Genomic DNA, 22,316 nt, shown 5'->3' on the forward strand with positions numbered 1-22,316 from the left:
GGGTTGAATGGGGCGATGCAGAACCTGTTGCCTGAGCCACCGGCCACCCTGCTCCCGGCCCACGAGGAGGCCGACGCCGCGCTGGCGGCGGCGGCCGAGCAGGGCACCGACGAGGCGTACGCCGAGGTCGCGGCCCGTTTCCCGACCTACAGCGCGGCCTGGGCGGCGCTGGCCGGCCGCGCGCTCGCCGCGGATCAGGTCGTCACGGCGTACGCGTACGCCCGCACCGGCTACCACCGGGGCCTCGACCAGCTGCGCCGCAGCGGCTGGAAGGGCCACGGCCCGGTGCCGTGGTCGCACAAGCCCAACCGGGGCTTCCTCCGCTGCCTGTACGTGCTGTCCCGCGCGGCGGGGGAGATCGGCGAGGCGGACGAGGCGGCCCGGTGCGCCCAGTTCCTCCGCGACTGCGACCCGGCCGCCGGCGACGCGCTGTCCGGCGACTGACCACTGCCGCGACGGCCGGCCCTCTCGGGGGTCGGCCGTCGCGCCCGTCCTACAGTCCTACAGCCCCTCCGCCACCGACGCGGCGATCTTCAGCCAGGCGTCCCGGGTGGCGGAGGAGAGCTGCCCGTACCGCAGCGGCTCGCCGGTGTCGATGAGCCGCTCGTACGGCGCCAGCAGCACCGCCCGGGTCCGCGCCGCGAAGTGGGCCTGGATCGCGGGCAGGTCGATCTCCTTGCGTGACGGCGGCATCGAGACCACCGTGACCGCCTGCCGGACCAGCCGCTGCCGGCCGCTCTGCTCCAGGTGGTCGAGCATCCGGGCGGCCGTCTCGGCCGAGTCGTTACGGGCCGACATGGTGACCACGAGCTGATCGGTGGCGTCCATCGCGGCCTGCCAGTTCTGCGCCCGGACGTTGTTCCCGGTGTCCACGAAGATCAGCTTGTAGAACCGGCTGACCACCTCACGGATCTCCGCGAACGCGGCGGCGGTGAGCATCTCGCCGCCGGTCGCGGACTCGTCCGAGGCGAGCACGTCGAACATGCCCTCGCCCTGCGAGCGGACGTACTGCGACAGGTCACCCACCCGGCCGTGCGGCCCCTGGAACTGGGCCAGGTCGCGCAGCATGTCCCGCACCGTGCGGGCGTGGAAGTCCTGCTGCGCCCGCATGCCGAGGGTGCCCTGGGTCTCGTTGTTGTCCCAGGCCAGCACGTATCCGCCGCGCTTCTGACCGAACGTCATGGCGAGCAGCAGGATCGCCACCGTCTTGCCGGCGCCGCCCTTCGGGTTGACCACCGTCACCTGGCGCAGGCCGCCGAAGTTGCGGCGGACCATCTCGATGTCGCGCTTCATCTCCTGCTCGTGCCGCCCGGGCGCGAGCCGGACCAGCCCGATCTTGTTGACCACCGCGCGTACGCCCATGGTGGCCACCGGGTCGACCGGCCGGGCCTGGCGGCGGCGGGCGAAGTCCTCGGCGGTCGGGGGCACCGCCTGCTGCGGCGTCCAGCCCTGCTCCGGGTGGGCGGGAGGCTGGTGCGCCGGCGGGGATGCCACCGGGCCGGACACCGGCGCCTGCGGGGGCACCGGGCCGCCCGGCTGTGGCACGCCGGTCTGGGGCGCCCAGCCGGGCGGCGGGTACCAGCCGGGCTGACCGGGTTGCGGCTGGTACCCGGGCTGACCGGGTTGCGCCTGGTAGCCGGGCGGCGGGTAGCCGTTGCCGTACGGGGACGGCTGCGCCGGCACGCCCGGCGACGGCGGGAACGGCCCGAGGCGGGGCGGCGGCTCCGGCGCGGGCTCGCCCGGCCCGGCCGGTCCGGTGCCGGATTCCGGCGACGGCTGGTTCGGCATCCCTGCGACAGTGGCCCGGCCCGCGGCCACGCCGTCGGTGGGAAGGGCGTCGGACGGCATGGGCGGTGCCACGGCGGCGCAGCCGGATGCGGTGCCGTCGGTGGGGAGGGCGTCGGACGGTGGAGGTGGTGCCACGGTGGCGCGGCCGGAGGCGGTGCCGTCGGCCGGGAGGGCGTCGGACGGCAAAGGCGGTGCCACGGTGGCGTGGCCGGCGACGGTGCCGTCGGCCTCCGCCGCGTCGGGCGGCGGAGCCGTGCCGTCGGTGGGGTCCGGCGTGGTGGCGGGGTCCGACCCGGCCCGCTGCGGCGGCTGTGCCCACGGCGAGGTGGTCCGTCCGTTCCCGGCGGCCTCGCCGGCAGAGCCCGAGCCGGTAGAACCCGAGCCGGTGGCGGGCGTTGTCGTCGGTGCGGGAGCCGCCTGCGGCGGCGGGCTCACCGGTGCCGTGGCCGGCGAGCCGGCCGTCGCCGGTACACCAGGCGCCGTCGGCGCATCGGGCACCACCGGGGAGCCGGACGCCACGGGCCCCGGCGGGGCCGGTGCCGGGCCGGACGTCGCCTGGTCGAGCGTGAACGGCAGGTCGAGGTCGACAGCCGGCGCCTGGGGCGCCGGGACGTCCGTCGCCGCGGGTGTGGGAGCGTCGGCCGGCGGGAGCGGCCAGGGCACCGACGCCCACGGCGGGATCGTGGCCGCCGCCGCGTCGGTCTCCTCCGGCGGCCAGAGCGGCTCGACGTCCCGCTGCGGCACCTGCGGTCGGCCCGGTACGTGGGCCCGGTCGTCGTTCTCGTGCGCCACGGTTCCTCCCCATTCCTTCCGCCGAGGATAGGCGGTCCGGCCAGCGCCGCGAGCCGGGTGGGAATCGACCGAGGTCAGCCCGTCCAGACCGCCCAGGCGCCCGGCTCGGTCCACCAGGAGCGCTTGCGGTTCAGCTCGCCCTCGACGCCGTCGTCGAGGAAGGGCACCTTCTCGTCGCGGGGCACCACCGCCACCGCGCGGCCCCGCGCCCGGCGTACCTCCAGCCGGACCTTCTTCCGGCCCAACGCCGACCGGGTCACCACTGGTACGGCGACGCCCACCGTCACCCGCCCGTCGGCCGGATCCGGACCGCCCAGCAGGTCGACCTCGCCCAGGCGCGCGTACCCGCCCGCGTTGCCGATCGCGCACGCGGTGATCGGCTCGGAACCGTCGCTGAGCACCGTGCCGTCGACCTCGACCCGGGCCCGCCAGTGCAGCGGTCGGCCGCCATCGTCGGCGGCGCCGAGCAGCGCCCCGTCGAGCGTCACCGAGCCGCCGTCGTTGCGCAGCAGATCCAGCCGCCGGGCGGTGCCGTCCAGCACCGCGGCGGCCACGCCCGCCGGATCCCGGGGCAGCCCGAGCTGCGCGGCCAGGTCCCGCGCCGTCCCGGACCGGGCCGGATCGAGCGGGAGTACGCCGACCGGGGGCAGATCGGGCACCGTGCGGTTGTCGGCCAGGTCCGCGGGGCGGCGACTCGGCGGCGGAGCGTACCGGCGGACCAGCCGGCGCAGGACGGCGCGCAACTGACCGTCACTGGCAGTGGCGACGATCAGCCGGGTCTTGCCGTCGGAGTCCGGCCAGGTGAGGCCGTCGGCGCGCGGCGGACCGTCGAGGCGGGCCAGCACCTCGTCGATCTCGGAGTCCGACCGGGCGGTCACGGTGGTCACCCGGGCACCCCGGGCGGTCAGCTCGTCCGCGCAGGCCAGCACCGGTACGCGCGGCGTCTCGCAGCGCTCCTCGCCGGTCCCCGCGGAGGTGTCTTCCGCGCCGCCGCAGCAGGCGCCGCCGCTGCCGCAGCCACCACCGGGAGCGTCCCGCTCCGAGCCGAGGGTGAGCAGCACCACGTCGTACACGAAGGAGCCTCCCGCTTTCCGACCAACCCCTGCTGGTCCCGCCGTCACTACTTGTTAGCCTGACACCCCGGGCTCGCTGACCGGTCGCCACCTGGCACCCGAGCCTTCTGGAGGCGAGAAGATGCCAGCGATCGTGCTGCTCGGCGCCCAGTGGGGCGACGAGGGCAAGGGCAAGGTTACCGACCTGCTGGGTGAGCGGGTCGACTACGTCGTGCGCTACTCCGGCGGCAACAACGCAGGCCACACGGTGATCACGCCGGACGGCCAGAAGTACGCGCTGCACCTCATGCCGTCCGGGGCGCTGTCACCGAGCGCGATGATCGTGATCGGCAACGGCGTGGTGGTCGATCCGAAGGTGCTGCTCCAGGAGATCGACGGGCTCGCCGAGCGCGGCGTGGACGTGTCCCGCCTGCGCATCTCCGGCGACGCGCACCTGATCATGCCGCACCACCGGGCGCTGGACCGGGTGGTCGAGCGCTACCTGGGCAGCTCCCGGATCGGCACCACCGGCCGGGGCATCGGCCCCGCGTACGGCGACAAGGTCGCCCGGATGGGCATCCGGCTCCAGGACCTGCTCGACCCGGGCATCCTGCGCAAGAAGCTGGAACTGGCGCTCCGCGAGAAGAACCAGCTGCTGTTCAAGATCTACAACCGCAAGGCGATCGACGTCGAGGAGACCGTCGAGGAGTACCTCCAGTACGCCGAGCGGCTGCGCCCGTACATCGCCGAGACGCGGGTGATGCTCTGGGACGCGCTCGACCGTGGCGAGACCGTGCTGCTGGAGGGCGCCCAGGCCACCATGCTCGACATGGACCACGGCACCTACCCGTTCGTGACCTCGTCGAACCCGACGGCCGGCGGGGCGTGCGTGGGCGCGGGCATCCCGCCGACCGCGATCACCAAGGTCATCGCGGTGAGCAAGGCGTACACGACGCGGGTGGGCTCCGGCCCGTTCCCCACCGAGCTGTTCGACGACAACGGGCAGCACCTGCGCAAGGTCGGCCACGAGTACGGCACCACCACCGGCCGGGAGCGCCGCTGCGGCTGGTTCGACGCCGTGGTGGCCCGGTACGCGTGCCGCCTCAACGGCGTCACCGACCTGGTGGTCACCAAGCTGGACGTGCTGACCGGCCTGGCCAAGGTGCCGATCTGCGTCGGGTACGAGATCAACGGCGAGCGCTTCGACGACATGCCGATGACGCAGACCGACTTCCACCACGCCACGCCGATCTACGAAGAGCTCGACGGCTGGTGGGAGGACATCACCAAGGCGCGGACCGAGGACGAGCTCCCGGAGAACGCCCGCCGCTACATCGCCCGCATCGAGGAGCTGACCGGCACCCGGGTGAGCGTGGTAGGCGTAGGCCCAGGCCGAGAAGAAAACGTCCTCCGCCACCCCCTCCTCCCCTAACTCCCCGCGCGGTACCCCCTCCCGCCCCCCTCCCCTCCGGCTCCCACTCCGGTGATCAAGGAGTTTGTGTCCAGTTCGGCGTCGGATCCGGACACAAACTCCTTGATCACCGGGGCGGGCACCGGGGCGAGCGCCGGGGCGGGCGCCGGGGCGGGTGGAGGCGGGACGGGCTGTGGGAGGGCGATTGTCCACAGGGTTGTCCACAGGGGTGTCGGCTGTGGGGCGGCGCGGGGGAGCCTGCGCGTGTGGGTGAATTCGACGAGCTGACGCGGCTGGCCGCAACGCAGGGCGGGTTCGTGACGGCGGGGCAGGCGTTGCGCCTGGGCCTCGGCCGGGAGCAGATCCGGTATCTCGTCCGGTCCGGGCGATGGACCCGCGTCTCGCGCGGCTGCTACCTGCCCTCCCCGGCCGGGCCCGCGCCGGTAGCGCTGCGACGTGCCATCATCCGCGCCACGATCGCGAGCCTCGGGCAGGGCGCGGTCGCCGTGCTGGGTACCGCCGCGGAACTGCACGGCATCGCCGGCCTTCCATCGACGGCGGCGATCCACGTCTCGGTGCCGCCGGATCGACCGCACGTGCAGCGCCGAGCGGAGCCGGGCCTGACGGTGCACCAGTTGACGCTCGCCGACGCGGACGTGTGCCGGGCCGGCGATGTACCGGTCACCACACCGGCGCGCACCGTCGCCGACGTGTTGCTACGCGCCCGGCGCTACCCGGCGGTGTGTGTCCTCGACTCCGCGCTCAACCAGGGGATCCTGGCCGAGAGTGACCTGTCCCTGGTGCTCGCGCACCTTGCCGGACGCCGAGGGGCGGTCGCCGCGCGGGGATACCTGGCCGAGGCGGACGGCCGGGCCCAGTCGCCCCTGGAGACCCGCGCCCGGCTCCGGTGCGTCGACGGTGGCGTCCCGCCGGACGTCCTGCAACTGCCGGTACGGGACGAGGACGGTTACCTGCTCGGCATCGGGGATCTGGCCTGGCGGGGCGCGCGCCTGATCGCGGAGGCGGACGGCCGGGCCCCGCACCTGACGCCCCAGGCCGTCTACGCCGACCGCTTCCGGCAGAACCGCCTGGTCAACGCCGGCTGGCGGATCCTCCGCTTCACCTGGTCCGACACACTGCGCCCCGACTACATCCCCCAGACGGTCAAGCACGCGCTGAAGCGCCGGTGATCAAGGAGTTTGCGGACCCCATCACGTCAATCTGAGACGCAAACTCCTTGATCGACGGGGTGGGGTGGGGTGGTCAGTAGGATGCCGGTCGTGCGCGTACTTCTTGTGGGTGGTGGTGGGCGGGAGCACGCTCTCGCGCTCGGACTCGCCGGGGATCCGGCCGTCGAGGCGCTGTTCGCGGCTCCGGGGAATCCGGGGATCGCGGCGGTGGCGCAGCTGCGGGAGGTGACACCCACCGACCCGGCAGCCGTGGCGGCCCTCGCCGTCGAGGTCGCGGCCGACCTGGTGGTCATCGGGCCGGAGGCGCCGCTGGTGGCGGGCGTCGCCGACGCGGTACGTGCCAAGGGCATCGCGGTGTTCGGCCCGAGCGCGGAGGCGGCCCGGCTGGAGGGCTCGAAGACGTTCGCGAAGGACGTGATGACCGCCGCGGCGGTGCCGACCGCCCGTGCGTACACCTGCGAGGACGCGGCTGCGGTTGCGCGCGCGCTCGACGAGTTCGGCGCGCCGTACGTGGTGAAGGACGACGGGCTCGCCGCCGGCAAGGGTGTGGTGGTCACCGACGACCGGGCCGAGGCCGAGCGGCACGCCGCGGAGTGCGGCCGGGTGGTGATCGAGGAGTACCTGTCCGGCCCCGAGGTCTCCCTGTTCGTGGTCACCGACGGCGAGGCGGCCGTGCCGCTGCTGCCCGCGCAGGACTTCAAGCGGATCGGTGACGGCGACACCGGGCCGAACACCGGCGGGATGGGCGCGTACACGCCGCTGCCGTGGGCCCCGCCCGGCCTGGTGGACGACGTGATGCGCGACGTGGTGCACCCGACGCTGGCGGAGCTGCGCCGCCGGGGCACCCCGTTCGCCGGCCTGCTCTACGTGGGCCTGGCGATCACCCCGTCCGGCCCGCGCGTGATCGAGTTCAACGCGCGCTTCGGCGACCCGGAGACGCAGGTCGTGCTCGCCCTGCTGGAGACGCCGCTGGGCGGGCTGCTGCACGCCGCCGCCACCGGCACGCTGGGCGCGCACCCGCCGCTGCGCTGGCGCGACGGCGCGGCGGTCACAGTCGTGGTGGCGGCCGAGGGCTACCCGGCGGGCCCGCGTACCGGTGACGTGATCACCGGCGCGGACCGCGCCGGGATCATCCACGCCGGCACGCGCCGGGACGCCGACGGCACGTTGCGGTCCGCCGGTGGCAGGGTCCTCTGCGGTACGGCGACCGGACCGGACCTGGCCGCCGCGCGCGACGCCGCCTACGAGCTGGTACGCGAGGTCGAGCTGGCCGGTTCCCACCACCGCACCGACATCGCTTCGGCGGCGGTGGACGGCCGGGTCACGATCCCGGGCTGACCGAGCCGGGGCGGCGGCCGGCCATCCGGTTGAGCACGTTCGCCGTGGCCCGCTCGATGCGCGGGTCACGGTGCCCCTGCCGGTCCAGCGCCAGGGTCCAGCCGAGCGTGCCGCTGGCGAAGACCACAGCGCCGCGTGCCGTCTCGTGGACGTGGCTGTTCTGGACCCGCCGCCCGCCCTGCTGGGCCGGGTACGGCGACGAGCTGAGCGTGGTCCCGGCGGGCCGGGGTAGGGCGGCGTGCACCCCGTCCGCCTCGCCCGCGATCACCCCCGGGATGCGGTCGCCGTCGGCGACGCCGGTGCCGGCCCACACCCAGTGGTCGGCGGCGCGCACCACGAGCGGCTGCGGGGTCAGCACGATGCCGTTGTACTGCACGCCGAGCAGCGCCTGTTCCGGCTGGTCGAGGCTGCGCCAGGTCAACGTCGGGTCGCTGCCGTCGGCACCCCGGCTGGGGTCGGTCTTGGCGCACTCGACGACCCGCTCGGGGCGGCCGTCGGCGGCGGGGTGGATGCGGGCGTGCCAGTAGACGCTGTTCGCGCCGAGGAACGCGAGGCTGGTGCCCCCGGCCAGCCCGGCCTCGGTGGCCCGGCGCATCTCGGCCGACCAGTACTCGTCGTGCCCGCAGAAGACCAGGCCCCGGTACCGGGCCGGATCGAGCCGGCCGGAGTGCAGGTCGAAGCTGGTGGCGTAGCTGACGTCGTACAGGTTGCGTTCCAGCCACCGGATCGCGGCCTCGTCGCGGTCGAAGTGGAAGGGCCGGCCGGCACCGGAGTAGGGACGGTCGAACGTGACAGCGCGGGCCCGCAGCTCGGGGTCGCGCCGCCCGTCGGGCCGGTAGCCGCCGTACAGGCTCTTGCCGACCCGCCGGTCGCGCGGCCACTGGTTGTACGCCTGCCAGGTGGTCACCGGCAGCACCACGCACAGCGCGGCCGGGCGCCGGTCGTCGCGCACCACGAACGGCGTGCAGGCCCGCCAGCCGTCGGCCGAGGTGAAGACCGCCTGGTAGACGCCGGAGGGCCAGCCGTGCGGGACGGGCAGCCGCCAGGACACCGGCCACCGGCAGTCGAGGACGCCGGTGTCGGGGTCGGCGATCGGCACCGGATGCGGCACGCCGCGCAGCTCGGGGCTGGTCAGCATCGTGCGGGCGCCCGCGCCGCCGTACCAGCCGAGGCGGTGCACGCTGATCCGGAACCGTCCGGCCGGGTTGACCGCGACGTGGAACTCGATCTCCTCGCCGGGGGCGACGCTCGTCGTCGACGCGTACCCCTGGATCTGGCGCCGCCGGTCGTCGGCGGCCCGGCCGTCGTCTTCCGGCCACCACGGCTCACCGGGGGCGCGGTTCTCCCGCTCGACCGGCGAGACCGGCGGGATCGGCGGGATCGGCAACCGGTTGGGTGAGTCGCCGGGCCGGCCGCCGAAGACCGGGTCGAGCGGGCCGAAGGCGGCGGCGGACGCGCCGCCGACGAGGAGGCCGAGCGCGGTACGCCGCCGAAGTCGGTCCATTGTGGTGCTCCCCGTCTCCCCGTTCGATCGGGGGAGACGGTAGCACCGGGAGGCCCGAGCTGTCTGACCGATGTGGATCAGTCGAAGTAGCGGCGCAGCTCCCGGCTGAGCACCTTGCCGGTGGCGTTGCGCGGCAGGTACTTGACGAACACCACGTCGCGGGGCACGGAGAAGCGGGCCAGGTAGCGCCGGACGTACTCGCGGACCGCCTCCGGGTCGAGCGTCTCGCCGGTGCGCAGCGCCAGGAACGCGGCCAGCCGCTGGCCGTAGTCGGGGTCCGGCACACCGATCACGGCGACCTCGCGGACCTGCGGCAGCCGGGCGATCAGGTCCTCGACCTCGGACGGGAAGACGTTCTCGCCACCGGAAACGATCATGTCGTCGGCGCGGCCGTCGACGAAGAGCAGGCCGTCGGCGTTGAGCCGGCCCAGGTCGCCGGTGTCCAGCAGGCCGTCGCGGCTCTCCCGGCCGGCGCCCGAGGTGTAGCCCTCGAACAGCATCTCGTTGCCCACGAAGATCCGCCCGACCTCACCGTCGCGGACCGGCCGGCCGTTCTCGTCGAGGATGGCCAGCCGGGTGCCGTGCGGCGGCCGGCCGGCGGTGGTGGGCGCGGCGCGCAGCTCGCGTGGGCCGGCGATGGAGGCCCAGGAGACCTCGGTCGAGCCGTACAGGTTGTAGAGCACGTCGCCGTAGCGGTCCATGAAGGCGACGGCCAGGTTGCCGGGCAGCGCGGATCCGCTGACCGCGACAACCTTGAGCGGCGGCAGGGGCTGCGGCGGCGCCACCTCCATCAGTCGTTGCAGCATCACCGGTACGGCGAACATCGCGTCGCACCGCTGGTCGACGAGTGCGGCGAGCGTGGCGGCCGGGTCGAAGCGCCGGTGCAGTACGACCGTGGCGCGCAGCGCGAACGAGACCTGGAGCGCGGCGTACCCCCAGGTGTGGAAGATCGGCGCGGCGATCATCACGGTGTTCTTCGCGTGCAGCGGGATGCGGTCGATGATGGACACCAGCGGGCCGAAGCCGTGCGGGGTGGGCCGGCGGGCGCCCTTGGGCGCGCCGGTGGTGCCGGAGGTGAGCACTATGGTGCGCCCGTCGCGCTCCGGGGGCTGGAGCTTCTCGCCGGGGACCGCGGCGGCGATCAGCTCCTCCTGCCGCCGCTCGTCGACCCGGTGCAGCTCGGCCGGGAGGCCGAGGACGCGCTCGGTGAACTCGCCGTCGTGCACGAGGGCGCGCAGGCCCTGTTCCTCGGCCACCGTCACCAGTTGCGCGGCGGACAGGCCGGTGTTGACCAGGACGGCGTCCGCGCCGAGCAGCATCGCGGCCACTATCGCCTCGATCAGCCCGTGGTGGTTGCGGCAGAGCACACCCACCCGGTCGCCGGTCTGCACGCCGAGGTGGGACCGCAGCGACCGGGCCAGCCGCTCGGAGCGGTCGAGCAGTTCCTGGTACGTCATGGTGGCGCCGCGCTCGTCGACGACGGCGATGCGGCCGGGGTCGCGGGCGGCGGCCTGGCGCAGCTCCCCGGCGAGGCTCCAGCCCCACCGGCGCAGCGCGTTGAGCTGGGAGACCACGCGGATCGGTCCGCCCGGGGTGAGCAGTCCACGTCGGGTCAGCGTGGCGGCGATGAACGGCAGGTCCAAGGCGCAACTCCTTCGCGTTCGTGGTTCGTCGACCAGGCTCCGGACGGTCGGCCGTCCGGTTCGGCATGATCTTGTGCCCGATCGCGGTTCGGGTCGGCCCGGGAGCGGCGGCCCGGCCCGCGACGGCGCGAGGCGTCGTCACGGGTCGGGCCGCGGCCCGCCGGCGGTCAGCGGATCTGCATCCCGGAGATGGCCCGGGAGATGACCAGCCGCTGGATCTCGGAGGTGCCCTCGAAGATGGTGTAGATCTTGGCGTCGCGGTACCACCGCTCGACCGGGTGGTCGCGCAGGAAGCCGGCGCCGCCGAGGAGCTGGACCGCCTTGTCGGTCACCGAGACGGCCACCTCACCGGCCTTGAGCTTGGACATCGAGCCCTCGCCGGCGGTGAACGGCCGGTTGTTGCGGCCCATCCAGGAGGCGCGCCAGACCAGCAGCCGGGCCGCGTCGATCTCCATCTTCATGTCGGCGAGCGCGAACGCGACCGCCTGGTTGGAGATGATCGGCCGTCCGAACTGGACCCGCTCCTTGGCGTAGTCCAGGGCGTACTCGTAGGCGGCGCGGGCCACGCCGAGCGCCTGCGCGCCGACCGTCGGGCGGGACAGCTCGAACGTCCGCATCGCCGCCTGGCCGGAGGCGCGCTGCCCGGACCGGGCGCGGGCCAGCCGCTCGTCGAGCGCGTCCTTGCCGCCGAGCAGGCAGCGGCCGGGCACCCGGACGTCGTCGAGGAAGACGTCAGCGGTGTGCGAGGCCCGCAGGCCGAGCTTGCGCAGCTTGCGGGTGGCGGTCAGACCGGGCGTGCCTGGGGGTACGACGAACGCGGCCTGGCCGCGCGAGCCCAGCTCGGGCTCGATCGAGGCGGTGACCACGTGCACCCCGGCGATGCCGCCGTTGGTGGCGTACGCCTTCTGCCCGTTGAGCACCCACTCGTCGGTGGCCTCGTCGTAGACGGCGCGGGTACGCATCGAGCCGACGTCGGAGCCGGCTTCCGGCTCGCTCGTGCAGAACGCGGCGACGGCCGGGGAGTCGACGTCGCCGAAGCACTGCGGCACCCACTCGACGAGCTGGTCGGGGGTGCCGGCGCCGTAGATCGCGGCGACCGCGAGGGAGGTGCCGAAGATGCTCAGGCCGATGCCGGCGTCACCCCAGAAGAGTTCCTCGCTGGCGATCGGCAGGGAGAGGCCGGTGGGGTCGGCCCAGCAGGTGGCGAGGAACTCGAACCCGTACAGGCCGACCTTCGCGGCCTCCTGGATGATCGGCCAGGGAGTCTCCTCCCGGGCGTCCCACTCGGCCGCGGCCGGGCGCACGACCTCGGCTGCGAAGCCGTGCACCCAGTCGCGAAGGTCCCGCTGTTCCTCGTTCAGGTCTAGCGAGAACTCGGCCATGTCAGGCCTTGGGGATGTCGAACAGGTTGGCGATGTTGGCGGCCAGACCCAGGTCGCCCTTGGCCTTCAGCTTGCCGGTCATGAACATCATCACCGGGTTGGCGCCACCGGAGACGATCTTCAGGAACTCGACCGGGCCCATGGTGAGGCTCAGCTTCGGGTCGCGGGTCGCGGTCTCCGAGGCGGTGCAGGTGCCGTTCTCGATGACGATCTCGTAGGTGTCGGTGCCACCGTCCGGGCGGCCGGTGATGTTCCAGTGGATGACCGCGTTGGTGGAGCCGGCGCGGTCGGCGCGGAACAGCGCGGGCATCCGGTTGAAGACCTCGCTGAGGATCTTGCCGCGCGCCTCGCCCGACATGATCTCGGCGATCTTGGCGTCCGGCGTGGTCTTGACCAGCTGCGCGAACTCCTTCGGGCCCACGTTCGCGAAGTTGGCCGGGTCGAAGTCAGTCATGGGGGATTGCACCTCTCGGGCGGAGCCGACTTTGGTTACTCTGGCGTAACCTTACGCACGGGTAGGTATGCTCGCAAGGGTGTCCAGCACGCCGACCTTCAAGCGCCTCCCTCGAGCCGTACGCGAGCAGCAGATGCTCGACGCGGCGGTGAAGGTGTTCTCCCGCCGCGGCTTCCACGCCGCCAGCATGGACGAGATCGCCGACGACGCCGGCATCTCCAAGCCCATGGTGTACGCCTACCTCGGCACCAAGGAGGAACTCTTCATCGCCTGCCTGCACCGGGAGAGCACCCGGATGATGGAGGCGATCGCCGGCGCCGCCGCCCCCGACCTGCCCGCCGACGAGCGGCTCTGGCGCGGGCTGCGCGCGTTCTTCGGCTTCGTCGGCGCACACCGGGACGGCTGGGCGGTGCTCTACCGGCAGGCCCGCGGCTCCCAGCCGTTCGCCGCCGAGCTGGCCGCCATGCGGGGCCGGCTGGTCGAGGTGGTCGCCGGGATGCTCGACCACGCGCTGCGCGCCTCCGGCCGCGAGGTCGGCGCCACCGACCTGGAGGTGGTCGCGTACGCGCTCGTCGGCGCCAGCGAGTCGCTCGCCGACTGGCTGGCCGACCACCCGGAGGCCGACGCCGGCAAGACCGCGACCCGGATGATGAACGTGGCCTGGCTCGGCGCCGACCAGTTGCTGCGCGGCGTCAGCTGGCATCCGCCGGTGGCGTGACGCCGGTCAGCGGCGGGCGGCGGCCCGCCGGCGGGCCCGCCGACGGCCCCAGCGGACTGCCTCGAACAGGCCGGTGACGGCCAGCGAGATCGCGACGCCGGCGAGCAGCCCGGACAGCGGGTTGTGCTCGAACGCCAGGCCGCCGAAGTAGCCGAGCAGCCCGCAGTAGATCCCCCAGGTGGTACACGCCAGGCCGTCGTAGAGCAGGAACGTGCGCGCCGGGTAGCGGACCGCACCCATGGTCAGCGTGACGGCGGTCCGGCCGCCGGGGACGTACCGGGCGGTGGTCAGGATCATCCCGCCGCGCCTGTCGACCGCCCGGCGGGCCCACTCCGAGCTGGCCCGCCGCCTGCTGTCCGCCGGGAAGCGGGCCAGCCGGTGCGCGCCGCCGCCACGCCCGATCGCGTACGAGATGTGGTCGCCGAGGAGCGCGCCGAGCGCGGCGGTCACGATCACGAGCACCAGGTTCGGCTCGCCGCCCGCCGCGAAGACGCCGGCCGTGATCACCACCGTCTCGCCCGGTACCGCCGGGAAGAACGCGTCGACCGCGGTGACCGCGATGATCAGCAGATACACCCACGGCGACGTCACCGTGTGGTGCAGCAGGTCGAGCACGTCCCCCATGCACCCATGCTCGGTGGTGCGGTGTCAGGCAGGGGCGCTTCTCAGGCAAAAGGCGTCGAGCAGGGGCCCTTCCTTCGCCTCGGCCGTGGGGCCGCGCGAGGTGAGCACCACGGGCGCCCCCAGCGCCTCCGAGACGGCGGCCGGCCAGTCGTCCGGCGCCTCGTCCAGCACCGGCCGGGCGCGCAGCAGCCGCCGGGTGAGCGCGGCCTGCCGGTCCAGGTCACCGGCCGGGCCGGGGACGAGCCGGTCGGTGTCCTCGTACCGGCGGCAGATCCGCAGCTCGGGACCGGCCAGGTCGAGGTGGGTGAGCGCCAGCCCGTCCACGCCGCCCGCCACCTCCAGCGCGTACCGGTGGGCGACCGCGTCGAAGTGCCCGAACCGGAACCGGCCCTGCCAGGGATTCGCCGAGTTGTGCCGGTCGGTGAACGGCAGCGCCGCGTCCTCGGTGACCAGCGGCCCGGGACCGTGCCGGGTGGTGGTCGTCCGAAGCACGCCGAGCCGCTGCGCGGTCCCGGCCATGCCCGCCTCGGCGAGCAGCGTCTCGGCGTTGGCGAACGTCGTGGTGCTCCACGTCGTGTACGGGTGGAAGCCGTGCCACTCGTCCAGCAGCACCCCCTGCGCGCCCTCGAACACGCAGGTGCCCTCGCGCAGCGCGCCCGCGAGCCAGGTCCGGTCGACGATCGCCACCCGGCGCGCGAAGGCCGCGTACGCGGGCAGGCAGTCCTCCACCGGCGGCGCGTCGAGCGGTCCGAGCTCGGCGGTGAGCCGGTCGCGCAGCGCGGTCAGCCGCCGGCGAAGCACCGCCGGGCGGCGGCAGTCCGCCACCCGGGGTGCCTCGTCGGGGTGGGCGAGGCCGTACGACACCGCCTCGCCCACCCCGAGCCCGCAGGAGCCGTGCCGGTCGGCTCCCCGGGCGATCTCCCGGGCGCGGTTGGCGGCCCGGTGGTACGGGGTGGCGAGCAGCGCCTCCCCGTCCACTGTCAGACGGTCGAGCGCGTCGGGCACGCCGACCGCCGCGAGGTGGTCGGCCTCGGCGGCCAGCGCCAGCGGGTCCACCACCACGTGCCGCGCCAGGTGCGTCCGTACGCCCGGACGGAACGTCCCGGCGCCGAACTGCGCGAACGTGTGGTGCCGCCCGTCGCGCAGGACGACGTTGTGCGCCGCCTGCGCGCCCCCGTTGAACCGGACCACCGTGTGGACCTGCCGGGTGGCGCAGAGCAGGTCCACCACTGTGCCCTTGCCGGCGTCGCCGTACCCGAGGTCGACCACCATCACGTGGTTCACAGCCGGGTGACCCCGCTTCCGCCGCCGGCCGGGCTGAACGGCAGCGTCGCCACCGCGCGCCGGCCGGAGCCGAGCCGGGCCAGCGCCTTCGACACCGTCCGGGTCGCGGTGGAGCCGGCCCGGTCCAGGTCGCGCAGCCCGGCGTCCAGGTCGATGGCCTGCTCGCCGAGGCCGACGGTGAGCGCGATCGTCTCGCAGACCGCGTCCAGGTCGTCCAGCTCGACCGCGTTCTGCCCGAGCAGACCGCGCCAGAAGTCGAGCACCTTGCGGTTGCCCGCGTAGTGGCTGCCGGCGGGCAGCAGGTAGTAGGTGTCCCAGCGCGCGGTGGCCTCGTCCACGATCTGCCGGACCGGCACGTCCTCGCGCAGGTCGTCGCCGATCAGCCGGGTCACCTCGGCGGTCTTCACCGCCGGGTACGCCAGCTCGTCGCCGATGATGAACAGGTAGCCGCGCCGGCCGCGCTTGTCCCAGCTGTCGGTGGCCGTGTGCCGGGCCATGAAGTACAGCGCCAGCTCGTACGACTCCATCATCTGGCCGCCACCGCCGCCCTCCAGCACGATCCGGCCGAGGTCGTCGTCCATCCGGTTGTCGGACTCGAACTGCCCGACCTGCAACGGCACCCGGTCGCAGGTGGCGTCGCCGATGGCGCCGAACATGACCTGCGGGTCCTTCGCGTACCCCTGGCGCAGCAGCAGGCCCAGCAGCTGCGGCAGCTTGCTCTGCAGCACCCGGGGCACGTGCCCCATCGAGCCGGTGACGTCGAACAGCACGGCGATCGGCGTCGACTGCGGGTGCTCGGCGGAGTCGCGGCTCTCCCGCAGCGCGTCGCGCGGGTCGAGCGCCGGGTGCACCTTCCGTGCGCCGCTGTCGCTGTACGAGAACGCGCTCTTGCCGGTGCGGCGCCGGTAACGGTCGGCGGCGTCGTACACGTCGGTGGACCAGATTCCACTGCCCATGGCAGCCTCCCTACGGGTTGAGGGTGAAGGGTCGGAAGGTGCGCGGCCCGTACAGCCGGTGCAGCACCTCGTCCAGTTCGCGCAGCAGCCGCCAGGCGTCGTCCGGCCGGGTGGCGAGCGCGGTGCCCCGGCAGCCGTCGGCGAAGGCGCGCAGCTCGCGCGGCGCGCGGTCGCCCATCAGCCAGGTCATGCAGCGGGCGGCCATCGCGATGTCGGTGCCCGGGCCGCACTGCCGCTTCGCGGCGACCTCCGGCGGATACCAGTCCTCGTGGCCGGGCACCAGCGCCGGCACGAGCCCGCCCGGCTCGGCCGAGAAGCACCAGTCGACGAGCACCACGCCGTGCGCGTCCGGCTCGATCAGCACGTGCCGGGGCAGCACCGCGCCGTGCACCACGCCGGCCCGGTGGGCCAGGCCGAGCGCCACCAGCAGCCGCCGCCACATCCAGGCCGCGTCGCGCGGGTCCAGCCCGTCCGGGTACGCGCGCCGCACGTCGTCGAGGCTGTGCAGCCCGGGTACGGTCACCAGCTCGTTGACCTGCCGTTGTACGCCGGTCGACGGGTCACGCGCCGGGTAGGAGTCGACGAGCCGGGGCACGTACGCGAGGTGCCGGGCGTCGCCGTGCTCGGCGATCCGGCGCAACGCGCGCGCCTCGCGGGCCATCAGGTCGTTGTCGCCCGGGTGCCGGGCCACCTTGAGCAGCCGCCCGTCCCCGTGGTCGTGCAGGTCGGCGACGTCGCCCGCGTACATCGGGGCGGGGGTGCGCCACCGGGTGGTGACGGTGACGAGAGCGTCGGCGGCGGCGGCGGCGGCGCGTACCCCCGGGTCGGCCGCGCCCAGCCGGTCGGGGTGCAGCGCGCCGACCAGCTCGCGGTAGCGGCGGGCCGGCTCCTGCGTGCCGAACAGGTCGGCGTCGGTGCGCGCGGCGGTGACCAGCCGGATCGCCTCCTCGGTCCTCACCGCACCGTCTCCTCCCGGGCGGGGCGCAGCAGCGCCGGGTGCAGCAGCCGGGCGTCTCCGGCGCGGTAGAGCTTGGCCCGGGGGCCGCCGCGCGCGCCGCCGCGTTCGGTGCTGGCGCCGGTGCTCTCCACGAAGCCGGGCACGGAGAGCACCTTGCGGTGGAAGTTGCCGGCGTGCAGCGGGTGGCCCCAGACCGTCTCGTAGACCTCCCGCAGCTCGGTGATCGTGAACTCGGGGGCGAGGAACCGGGTGGCCAGCGGCGTGTACTCCAGCTTGGAGCGGGCGCGCTCCAGGCCGTCGTCGATGATCCGGCCGTGGTCGAAGGCGAGCTGCCGGCTGGTGAGCGCGGTGACCGGCAGCCAGATCGCCTCGTCGGCGTCGGTGTCGGCGACCGGGTCGGGCAGGTCGGGGGCGAACGCCAGGTGCGCGACCGAGACCACCCGCATGCGGGGGTCGCGGTCCGGGGCGCCGTAGCTGCCGAGCTGTTCGAGGTGCACCCGGCGCAGCCGCTCGCCGCCGAGGCCGGTCTCCTCGGCCAGCTCGCGCCGGGCGCCTGCGGCGAGGTCCTCGTCCGGCTGGACGAAGCCGCCGGGCAGCGCCCAGTGCCCCGCGTAGGGCGGCGCGCCGCGGCGGATCAGCAGCAGGTGCAACGCGCCCTCGCGGATGGTCAGCGCGACCACGTCGACGGTGACCGCGACCGCCGGGTAGTCCCGGGGGTCGTACCCGGCGAGGAACTCCTGCTCGTTCACGGCCACTCACTCTCTCATCTTGAGAACAACTCAATCTGAGAACAACTTAGCGCCGAAAAGAGGGGACGGCAAGTCCCCTCTTTCACTCAGCGCACGGAGCCGGCCAGATGCGGTCTCCCGTCCCGGGCGCTGTGCAGCGCGAAGTCCCAGCCCGCGCCCGCCGCCGAGGCGCTGAACGCCACAGTCGACGGCAGCGGCACCGGCAGCTTGAACGACACGTCCACGGTGTACGCCTCGGGCAGCCGGGGCTCCAGCGCGGCCAGGCAGCGGGCCTTGCTCCACATGCCGTGCGCGATCGGGCGCGGGAAACCGAACAGCCGCGCGCCCAGCTTCGAGGTGTGGATCGGGTTGTGGTCGCCGGAGACGCGCGCGTAGTCCGTACCCACCCGGGGCGTCACCCGCCACCGCGCCGAGGAGTCCGGCGGCGCCGGGCGGTCACCCCGGTCGCGCCGCGGGCCGCCGCCCGCGGCGCGCTCCTTCCCGAGGTACGTGGACACGCCGCGCCACACCTCCTCGCCGCCGATCGACCCGATCAGCACCACGTCGAGCTGACGGCCCCGCTCGTGCGGGCGCAGGTTCTCCGCGTACGTGTGGAAGTCGACGCGCTCGCCGACCTCGACCGGCCGGTGCACGGTGATCCGGTTGGCGACGTGCACCACGCCGGTCAGCGGGATCGGGAAGCCCGGATCCGTCATCAGCCGCAGCGACAGCGGGAACCCGAGCACGTGCAGGTATGTCGCCGGCAGCCGGTCGGTCAGCCGGAACCCGCACACCCGGTCGTAGTCCGCCAGATGCCCCTGGTCCACCGAGACCCCACCGACGGCGAGTTCCAGCGCCGGCACGTCCGTCCCGCGCCGCCCCCCAACCCCGGGCACCGCCCTCAGAAGCGCCCGCCGGTAGAGCCCTCCACTGGCAGGCAGCCCGTCCAGCTCCACCCGCCGCCGCCCCGCCAGCCCCGCCCCTTCGCTCGGTCGATCATGAAGTTGGCTGCCTTGTGGATCTCCAGAAGTGCCGTCAACTTCATGATCGTCGGAGGTGGGGCGGGCGTTGGTCTGGGCGAGGGCGGCGGCTCGGGCTGAGGTCAGGTCGCGGGTGGGGCCCTCGATCAGGTCGTGCAGGGTCAGGTCCTCCTCGTGGTCCTTCGCCATCACGCCCCCAGCAGACTCTGGCCGCAGACCCGGACCACGTTGCCGCTCACCGCGCCGCTCGCCGGCCAGGAGAGCCAGCCGATCGTCTCGGCCACGTCCACCGGCAGGCCGCCCTGGGCCATGCTGTTCATCCGCCGTCCCGCCTCGCGGATGGTCAGCGGGATACGCGCGGTCAGCCGCGTCTCGATGAAGCCCGGCGCGACAGCGTTCAGGCTGATCCCGCGCTCGCGCAGCACCGGGGAGAGCGAGTCGACCAGGCCGATCACGCCGGCCTTGCTCGTCGCGTAGTTGGTCTGCCCCCGGTTGCCGGCGATCCCGGCGATCGACGAGACCGACACGATCCGGCCGCCGGCCGGGATCAGGTCGCGCTCCAGCAGGACGTCGTTGATCCGCTCCTGGCTGGACAGGTTCACGTCGATCACCGAGTCCCACCGGTCGGCGTCCATCCGGCCCAGCGTCTTGTCCCGGGTGATGCCCGCGTTGTGCACCACGACGTCGACCCGGCCGTGCCGGGACGCCAGATGCTCCGCCAGCCGGGTCGGCGCATCAGGCGCGGTCAGGTCGAGCTGCACCGCGCTGCCGCCGATCTCGTTGGCGACAGCGGCCAGCTCGTCCCCGGCCGCCGGGATGTCCAGCGCCACCACCTGGGCGCCGTCGCGGGCCAGCACCTTCGCCAGCGCCGCGCCGATGCCCCGGGCCGCGCCGGTCACCAGCACCACCTGCCCGTCCAACGGCCGGTCCCAGTCGGCCGGCGCGACCGCGGTGCCGGTGCCCACGCGTACGACCTGGCCCGAGACGTACGCGGAGCGGCCGGAGAGCAGGAACCGGAGCGTGGACTCCAGGCTCACCGGGGTGCCGGCGTCACCCTCGCGGGTCACGTAGACGAGCTGGGCGGTCACGCCCCGGCCGAACTCCTTGCCGATGCTGCGGGTCAGGCCCTCCAGCGCGCGCTGGGCGGTAGCCTCCCGGGGAGAGCCGCACTCGGCTGGCGGGGTGCCCAGCACGATCACCCGGCCGCTGGGCAGCAGCGACCGGGCCTGCGGGTGGAAGAAGTCGTAGAGCTGGCGCAGCCCGGCGGAGTCGGTGATCCCGCTGGCGTCGTACACCAGGGCCGCGAAGCGGCGGTCGGCGTCGTGGGCGGCGACCGGGTCGGCCAGCTCGACCCCGGCGGCGGTCAGGATCTTGCCGGCCGGCTCGGCGATCCGGCCGCCGGCCGAGGAGCCGAGCAGGACCGGCCCGGGAACGAGCGGGTCACCGGGCGTGTGCCGGCGCAGTCGGGGCGGGTCGGGCAGCCCGAGGCGCTTGACCAGCGCGCGACCGGCCCCCGTCTGGACGAAGCTCGCGTACCTGTCGGTCATAGGCGTAGCCTACTGGCGAGTAGGTACGCCGTCACCTCCGCTGCCGCCATCCGGCCCGAGCAGCAGCCACAGATAGTCACAGCCCGTCTCGGTGCTGATCTGCTTGGCGACGGTTCTGATGCGATGCGGCTCTCGGCCGTCCAGCTCCCAGGAGCGCCATGTAGCTGCGGGTAGACCACATGCCCGGGCGGCTTCCTTGATGTTCCATCCCATCCTCAGCCGGACCAGCGCGAGGCGTGCGCTGAACGTCGAGTCGTCGACCGTCCACCCCGTGGATGCGCGCTGCGCGGTAATCGTCATGGGACACAGCATACAGCTATTGACACAGTAGGCAACTAAAGCGGACGTGCCGGTCTTTACGCGCCGAGACTTGTCCTTGACACAAGTGACGGCAGTTGCCTAGCGTGGTTGTCCATGGAACAACTTCCGGACCTCATGACCGTCGCTGAGGTCGCCGAGGTACTGCGGCTCAGCGACGAGACCATTCACCGCTGGGCGCGCATCGGGAAACTGCCGTACATCGACGTCCTGGGCGTGAAGCGGTTCCGCCGGGACGTGATCGAGGACCTCATCAGCGGTCAGCCGCAGGCGGCCAGCCGCGCCACCGCATGAGAGCGCTCTCTCGCCTGCCGTAAAGCGAGCCCCCAGCCGCGCGAACGACTGAGGGCTCCGCACCCGGACCAGCCAACCCGAACAGAACTGGAGTCCAGATGCAAGACCAGACCGTACCGCAGACCACCGCCACCGAGCCGGCCACGCCGGACTACTGGGTGACGATGGCGGCCGACCTTCGCGCCGCCGCCGACCACATCGCCAGCCTCGCCGGCACGCCAATGCCCCACGGCTTCCTGCCGCCGCACCTCTCGATCGCCTACGCCTTCGACGAGCACAAGGCCGAGAAGACCGTGCCGGTCATCGACGCCATCGCCGCCGCGTTCGGGTTCACCGCCGAGACCAAGACGGAGGGACGCGGCCGGGCCCGCGAGCAGACCCGGCATGCCTCGGGTCGGGTCGGCCGACTCTCCGTCAACGCGAAGGCCAACATGCCGGTCCCGCCGACCCGGGCCCAGACCCGGGCCGAGCTGGAGGCCAAGGTTGCCGAGCTGGAGGCGCAGCTCGCGCAGGGCGGCGGCACGCGATGAGTCAGCCGATCGGCCTGACCTACCCCGGCCCGAACCCGCCCACCCTGGCCGGCCCGTGCCACAGCGCGCTGCGCTACGACCGCGCCGACCTCGACGACACCATCCCCGTCCCGCCCGGCGTCCAGACCGTCCCGTGCGGCACCCGCCACCACGCCACGATCGCCGTCGCGGATCCGCTGTGCGGGCACCTACCCGGCGAGCCTCACGACGACGAGTGCGCGTACTGGCGCGGAGTGGCGCTCGGCCAGTACCCGGCCCCGGACGGCCTGCCGGGCCCGGTGGCGCTGCCGCCGTTCAACCTGCGGCAGCTCGCCACCCAGCATGTCACCGCCGCCGAGCAGGACCGCCGCGAGCGAGGCGCCGCATGATGGACCTCTTCCCGACCCCGGCCCGCCTTGACCTGCTTGACCAGGTCAACGCCGGCAACGTCTTCCGCGACGCGATCGGCGAGTCATACATCTCCGGCGACCGCAAGGTAACCCACGCGATCCACGAGATGCAGGCCGCCAGCTGGGTCACCCTCGACGCTGCCGGATCCCTCGATTACTGGCGGTTGACCCGGCTCGGTCGCGCCGTGCGCGCTGTCCGGCTCATGGACTACGGCACTCACGTCGTGGCCGAGACCGGCCCCACCGACGACCCGACGTTCATCGGCGAGGTGCGTCCCGACCTGGCCGACCCGGGCCGGTGGGTGGTCCTAGTGGGCGCGGACACGGCCACCGGCCTGCGCCGTCAGGTCGCGGTCGCCTCGCTGCGCGGGATGGCCGTCCAGGCGCTCGTCGACCTGGAGCACGACGCCCTGGACGGCGCCGCATGACCCGCCGC

At 73.8% G+C, this 22,316-nt stretch carries 23 protein-coding genes; 9 read left to right on the forward strand and 14 right to left on the reverse strand.

The window, feature by feature from the left end; translation table 11 throughout:
- Positions 1-15 precede the first annotated feature (15 nt).
- Complete coding sequence (locus ACN27D_RS14455) at positions 16-444, forward strand: DUF3151 domain-containing protein (RefSeq protein ID WP_349879615.1); 429 nt, start codon at positions 16-18, stop codon at positions 442-444.
- Between the two features lie 57 nt (positions 445-501).
- Here the strand turns inward: ACN27D_RS14455 and ACN27D_RS14460 are convergent, their stop codons facing one another.
- Positions 502-2,580: a chromosome partitioning protein gene (locus ACN27D_RS14460; protein WP_421499290.1), complete on the reverse strand. Its 2,079-nt coding sequence runs from the start codon at positions 2,578-2,580 to the stop codon at positions 502-504.
- 74 nt (positions 2,581-2,654) lie between these two features.
- Positions 2,655-3,653, reverse strand: a complete 999-nt coding sequence (locus ACN27D_RS14465) for a diacylglycerol kinase family protein (protein ID WP_421499291.1) — start codon at positions 3,651-3,653, stop codon at positions 2,655-2,657.
- A gap of 121 nt (positions 3,654-3,774) precedes the next feature.
- On the opposite strand from ACN27D_RS14465, the gene ACN27D_RS14470 reads away from it, so the two are divergent.
- From ACN27D_RS14470 to purD, 3 genes are all read left to right on the forward strand, one after another.
- Positions 3,775-5,064 (forward strand): adenylosuccinate synthase, encoded by a 1,290-nt coding sequence (locus ACN27D_RS14470; protein WP_120572356.1) that lies wholly within the window; start codon positions 3,775-3,777, stop codon positions 5,062-5,064.
- A gap of 245 nt (positions 5,065-5,309) precedes the next feature.
- A complete protein-coding gene (locus ACN27D_RS14475) occupies positions 5,310-6,233 on the forward strand; it encodes a type IV toxin-antitoxin system AbiEi family antitoxin domain-containing protein (protein ID WP_358170761.1) in 924 nt (307 codons plus the stop codon).
- A 90-nt stretch (positions 6,234-6,323) separates the two neighbouring features.
- Positions 6,324-7,571: a phosphoribosylamine--glycine ligase gene (gene purD, locus ACN27D_RS14480; protein ID WP_121684971.1), complete on the forward strand. Its 1,248-nt coding sequence runs from the start codon at positions 6,324-6,326 to the stop codon at positions 7,569-7,571.
- On the opposite strand, the gene ACN27D_RS14485 is transcribed toward purD, so the two are convergent.
- The 4 genes from ACN27D_RS14485 to ACN27D_RS14500 form a co-directional block, all read right to left on the reverse strand.
- Entirely contained in the window at positions 7,555-9,075 is a 1,521-nt protein-coding gene (locus ACN27D_RS14485) for a N,N-dimethylformamidase beta subunit family domain-containing protein (protein ID WP_421499292.1), read from the reverse strand. The genes purD and ACN27D_RS14485 overlap by 17 nt on opposite strands.
- Before the next feature lie 77 nt (positions 9,076-9,152).
- Positions 9,153-10,718 (reverse strand): AMP-binding protein, encoded by a 1,566-nt coding sequence (locus tag ACN27D_RS14490; protein ID WP_120572353.1) that lies wholly within the window; start codon positions 10,716-10,718, stop codon positions 9,153-9,155.
- A gap of 167 nt (positions 10,719-10,885) precedes the next feature.
- Positions 10,886-12,100 (reverse strand): acyl-CoA dehydrogenase family protein, encoded by a 1,215-nt coding sequence (locus tag ACN27D_RS14495; RefSeq protein WP_357385148.1) that lies wholly within the window; start codon positions 12,098-12,100, stop codon positions 10,886-10,888.
- A gap of 1 nt (position 12,101) precedes the next feature.
- A complete protein-coding gene (locus ACN27D_RS14500) occupies positions 12,102-12,554 on the reverse strand; it encodes an SCP2 sterol-binding domain-containing protein (protein WP_120572351.1) in 453 nt (150 codons plus the stop codon).
- Positions 12,555-12,633: 79 nt separating this feature from the next.
- Between ACN27D_RS14500 and ACN27D_RS14505 the strand changes: the two genes are divergently transcribed.
- Positions 12,634-13,272 carry a TetR/AcrR family transcriptional regulator gene (locus ACN27D_RS14505; RefSeq protein WP_199733199.1) on the forward strand — a complete coding sequence of 213 codons (639 nt, stop codon included), beginning with the start codon at positions 12,634-12,636 and terminating at the stop codon, positions 13,270-13,272.
- Positions 13,273-13,278: 6 nt separating this feature from the next.
- On the opposite strand, the gene ACN27D_RS14510 is transcribed toward ACN27D_RS14505, so the two are convergent.
- The 8 genes from ACN27D_RS14510 to ACN27D_RS14545 all read right to left on the reverse strand — a co-directional run bounded on the left by ACN27D_RS14510 (position 13,279) and on the right by ACN27D_RS14545 (position 20,649).
- Entirely contained in the window at positions 13,279-13,896 is a 618-nt protein-coding gene (locus tag ACN27D_RS14510) for a DedA family protein (RefSeq protein ID WP_121684967.1), read from the reverse strand.
- 24 nt (positions 13,897-13,920) lie between these two features.
- Positions 13,921-15,180 (reverse strand): adenylosuccinate synthetase, encoded by a 1,260-nt coding sequence (locus tag ACN27D_RS14515; RefSeq protein WP_421499293.1) that lies wholly within the window; start codon positions 15,178-15,180, stop codon positions 13,921-13,923.
- Positions 15,177-16,136, reverse strand: a complete 960-nt coding sequence (locus ACN27D_RS14520; RefSeq protein WP_421499294.1) for a hypothetical protein — start codon at positions 16,134-16,136, stop codon at positions 15,177-15,179. The genes ACN27D_RS14515 and ACN27D_RS14520 overlap by 4 nt, the downstream gene beginning before the upstream one ends.
- 10 nt (positions 16,137-16,146) lie before the next feature.
- Positions 16,147-17,094 (reverse strand): serine/threonine protein kinase, encoded by a 948-nt coding sequence (locus ACN27D_RS14525; RefSeq protein ID WP_421499295.1) that lies wholly within the window; start codon positions 17,092-17,094, stop codon positions 16,147-16,149.
- A complete protein-coding gene (locus ACN27D_RS14530; protein WP_358170771.1) occupies positions 17,091-17,849 on the reverse strand; it encodes an NUDIX hydrolase in 759 nt (252 codons plus the stop codon). Before ACN27D_RS14530 ends, ACN27D_RS14525 begins: the two co-directional genes overlap by 4 nt.
- Positions 17,850-17,929: 80 nt before the next feature.
- Complete coding sequence (locus ACN27D_RS14535) at positions 17,930-18,991, reverse strand: MaoC/PaaZ C-terminal domain-containing protein (protein WP_421501151.1); 1,062 nt, start codon at positions 18,989-18,991, stop codon at positions 17,930-17,932.
- Entirely contained in the window at positions 18,991-20,349 is a 1,359-nt protein-coding gene (locus tag ACN27D_RS14540) for a 3-oxoacyl-ACP reductase (protein ID WP_350814356.1), read from the reverse strand. Before ACN27D_RS14540 ends, ACN27D_RS14535 begins: the two co-directional genes overlap by 1 nt.
- Before the next feature lie 9 nt (positions 20,350-20,358).
- On the reverse strand, positions 20,359-20,649 hold the full coding sequence (locus ACN27D_RS14545) for a helix-turn-helix domain-containing protein (protein WP_421499296.1): 291 nt from the start codon (positions 20,647-20,649) through the stop codon (positions 20,359-20,361).
- A 114-nt stretch (positions 20,650-20,763) separates the two neighbouring features.
- Between ACN27D_RS14545 and ACN27D_RS14550 the strand changes: the two genes are divergently transcribed.
- The 4 genes from ACN27D_RS14550 (at position 20,764) to ACN27D_RS14565 (ending at position 22,308) form a co-directional block, all read left to right on the forward strand.
- On the forward strand, positions 20,764-20,961 hold the full coding sequence (locus tag ACN27D_RS14550; RefSeq protein ID WP_421499297.1) for a helix-turn-helix domain-containing protein: 198 nt from the start codon (positions 20,764-20,766) through the stop codon (positions 20,959-20,961).
- A gap of 98 nt (positions 20,962-21,059) precedes the next feature.
- Entirely contained in the window at positions 21,060-21,491 is a 432-nt protein-coding gene (locus ACN27D_RS14555) for a hypothetical protein (RefSeq protein ID WP_421499298.1), read from the forward strand.
- Positions 21,488-21,859 (forward strand): hypothetical protein, encoded by a 372-nt coding sequence (locus ACN27D_RS14560; RefSeq protein ID WP_421499299.1) that lies wholly within the window; start codon positions 21,488-21,490, stop codon positions 21,857-21,859. Before ACN27D_RS14555 ends, ACN27D_RS14560 begins: the two co-directional genes overlap by 4 nt.
- Positions 21,856-22,308 (forward strand): hypothetical protein, encoded by a 453-nt coding sequence (locus ACN27D_RS14565; protein ID WP_421499300.1) that lies wholly within the window; start codon positions 21,856-21,858, stop codon positions 22,306-22,308. The genes ACN27D_RS14560 and ACN27D_RS14565 overlap by 4 nt, the downstream gene beginning before the upstream one ends.
- The last annotated feature ends 8 nt before the right edge of the window (positions 22,309-22,316 follow it).

Source organism: Micromonospora sp. WMMD1274 (genome assembly GCF_049179035.1).
In the GTDB taxonomy this organism is placed as follows: domain Bacteria; phylum Actinomycetota; class Actinomycetes; order Mycobacteriales; family Micromonosporaceae; genus Micromonospora; species Micromonospora tulbaghiae.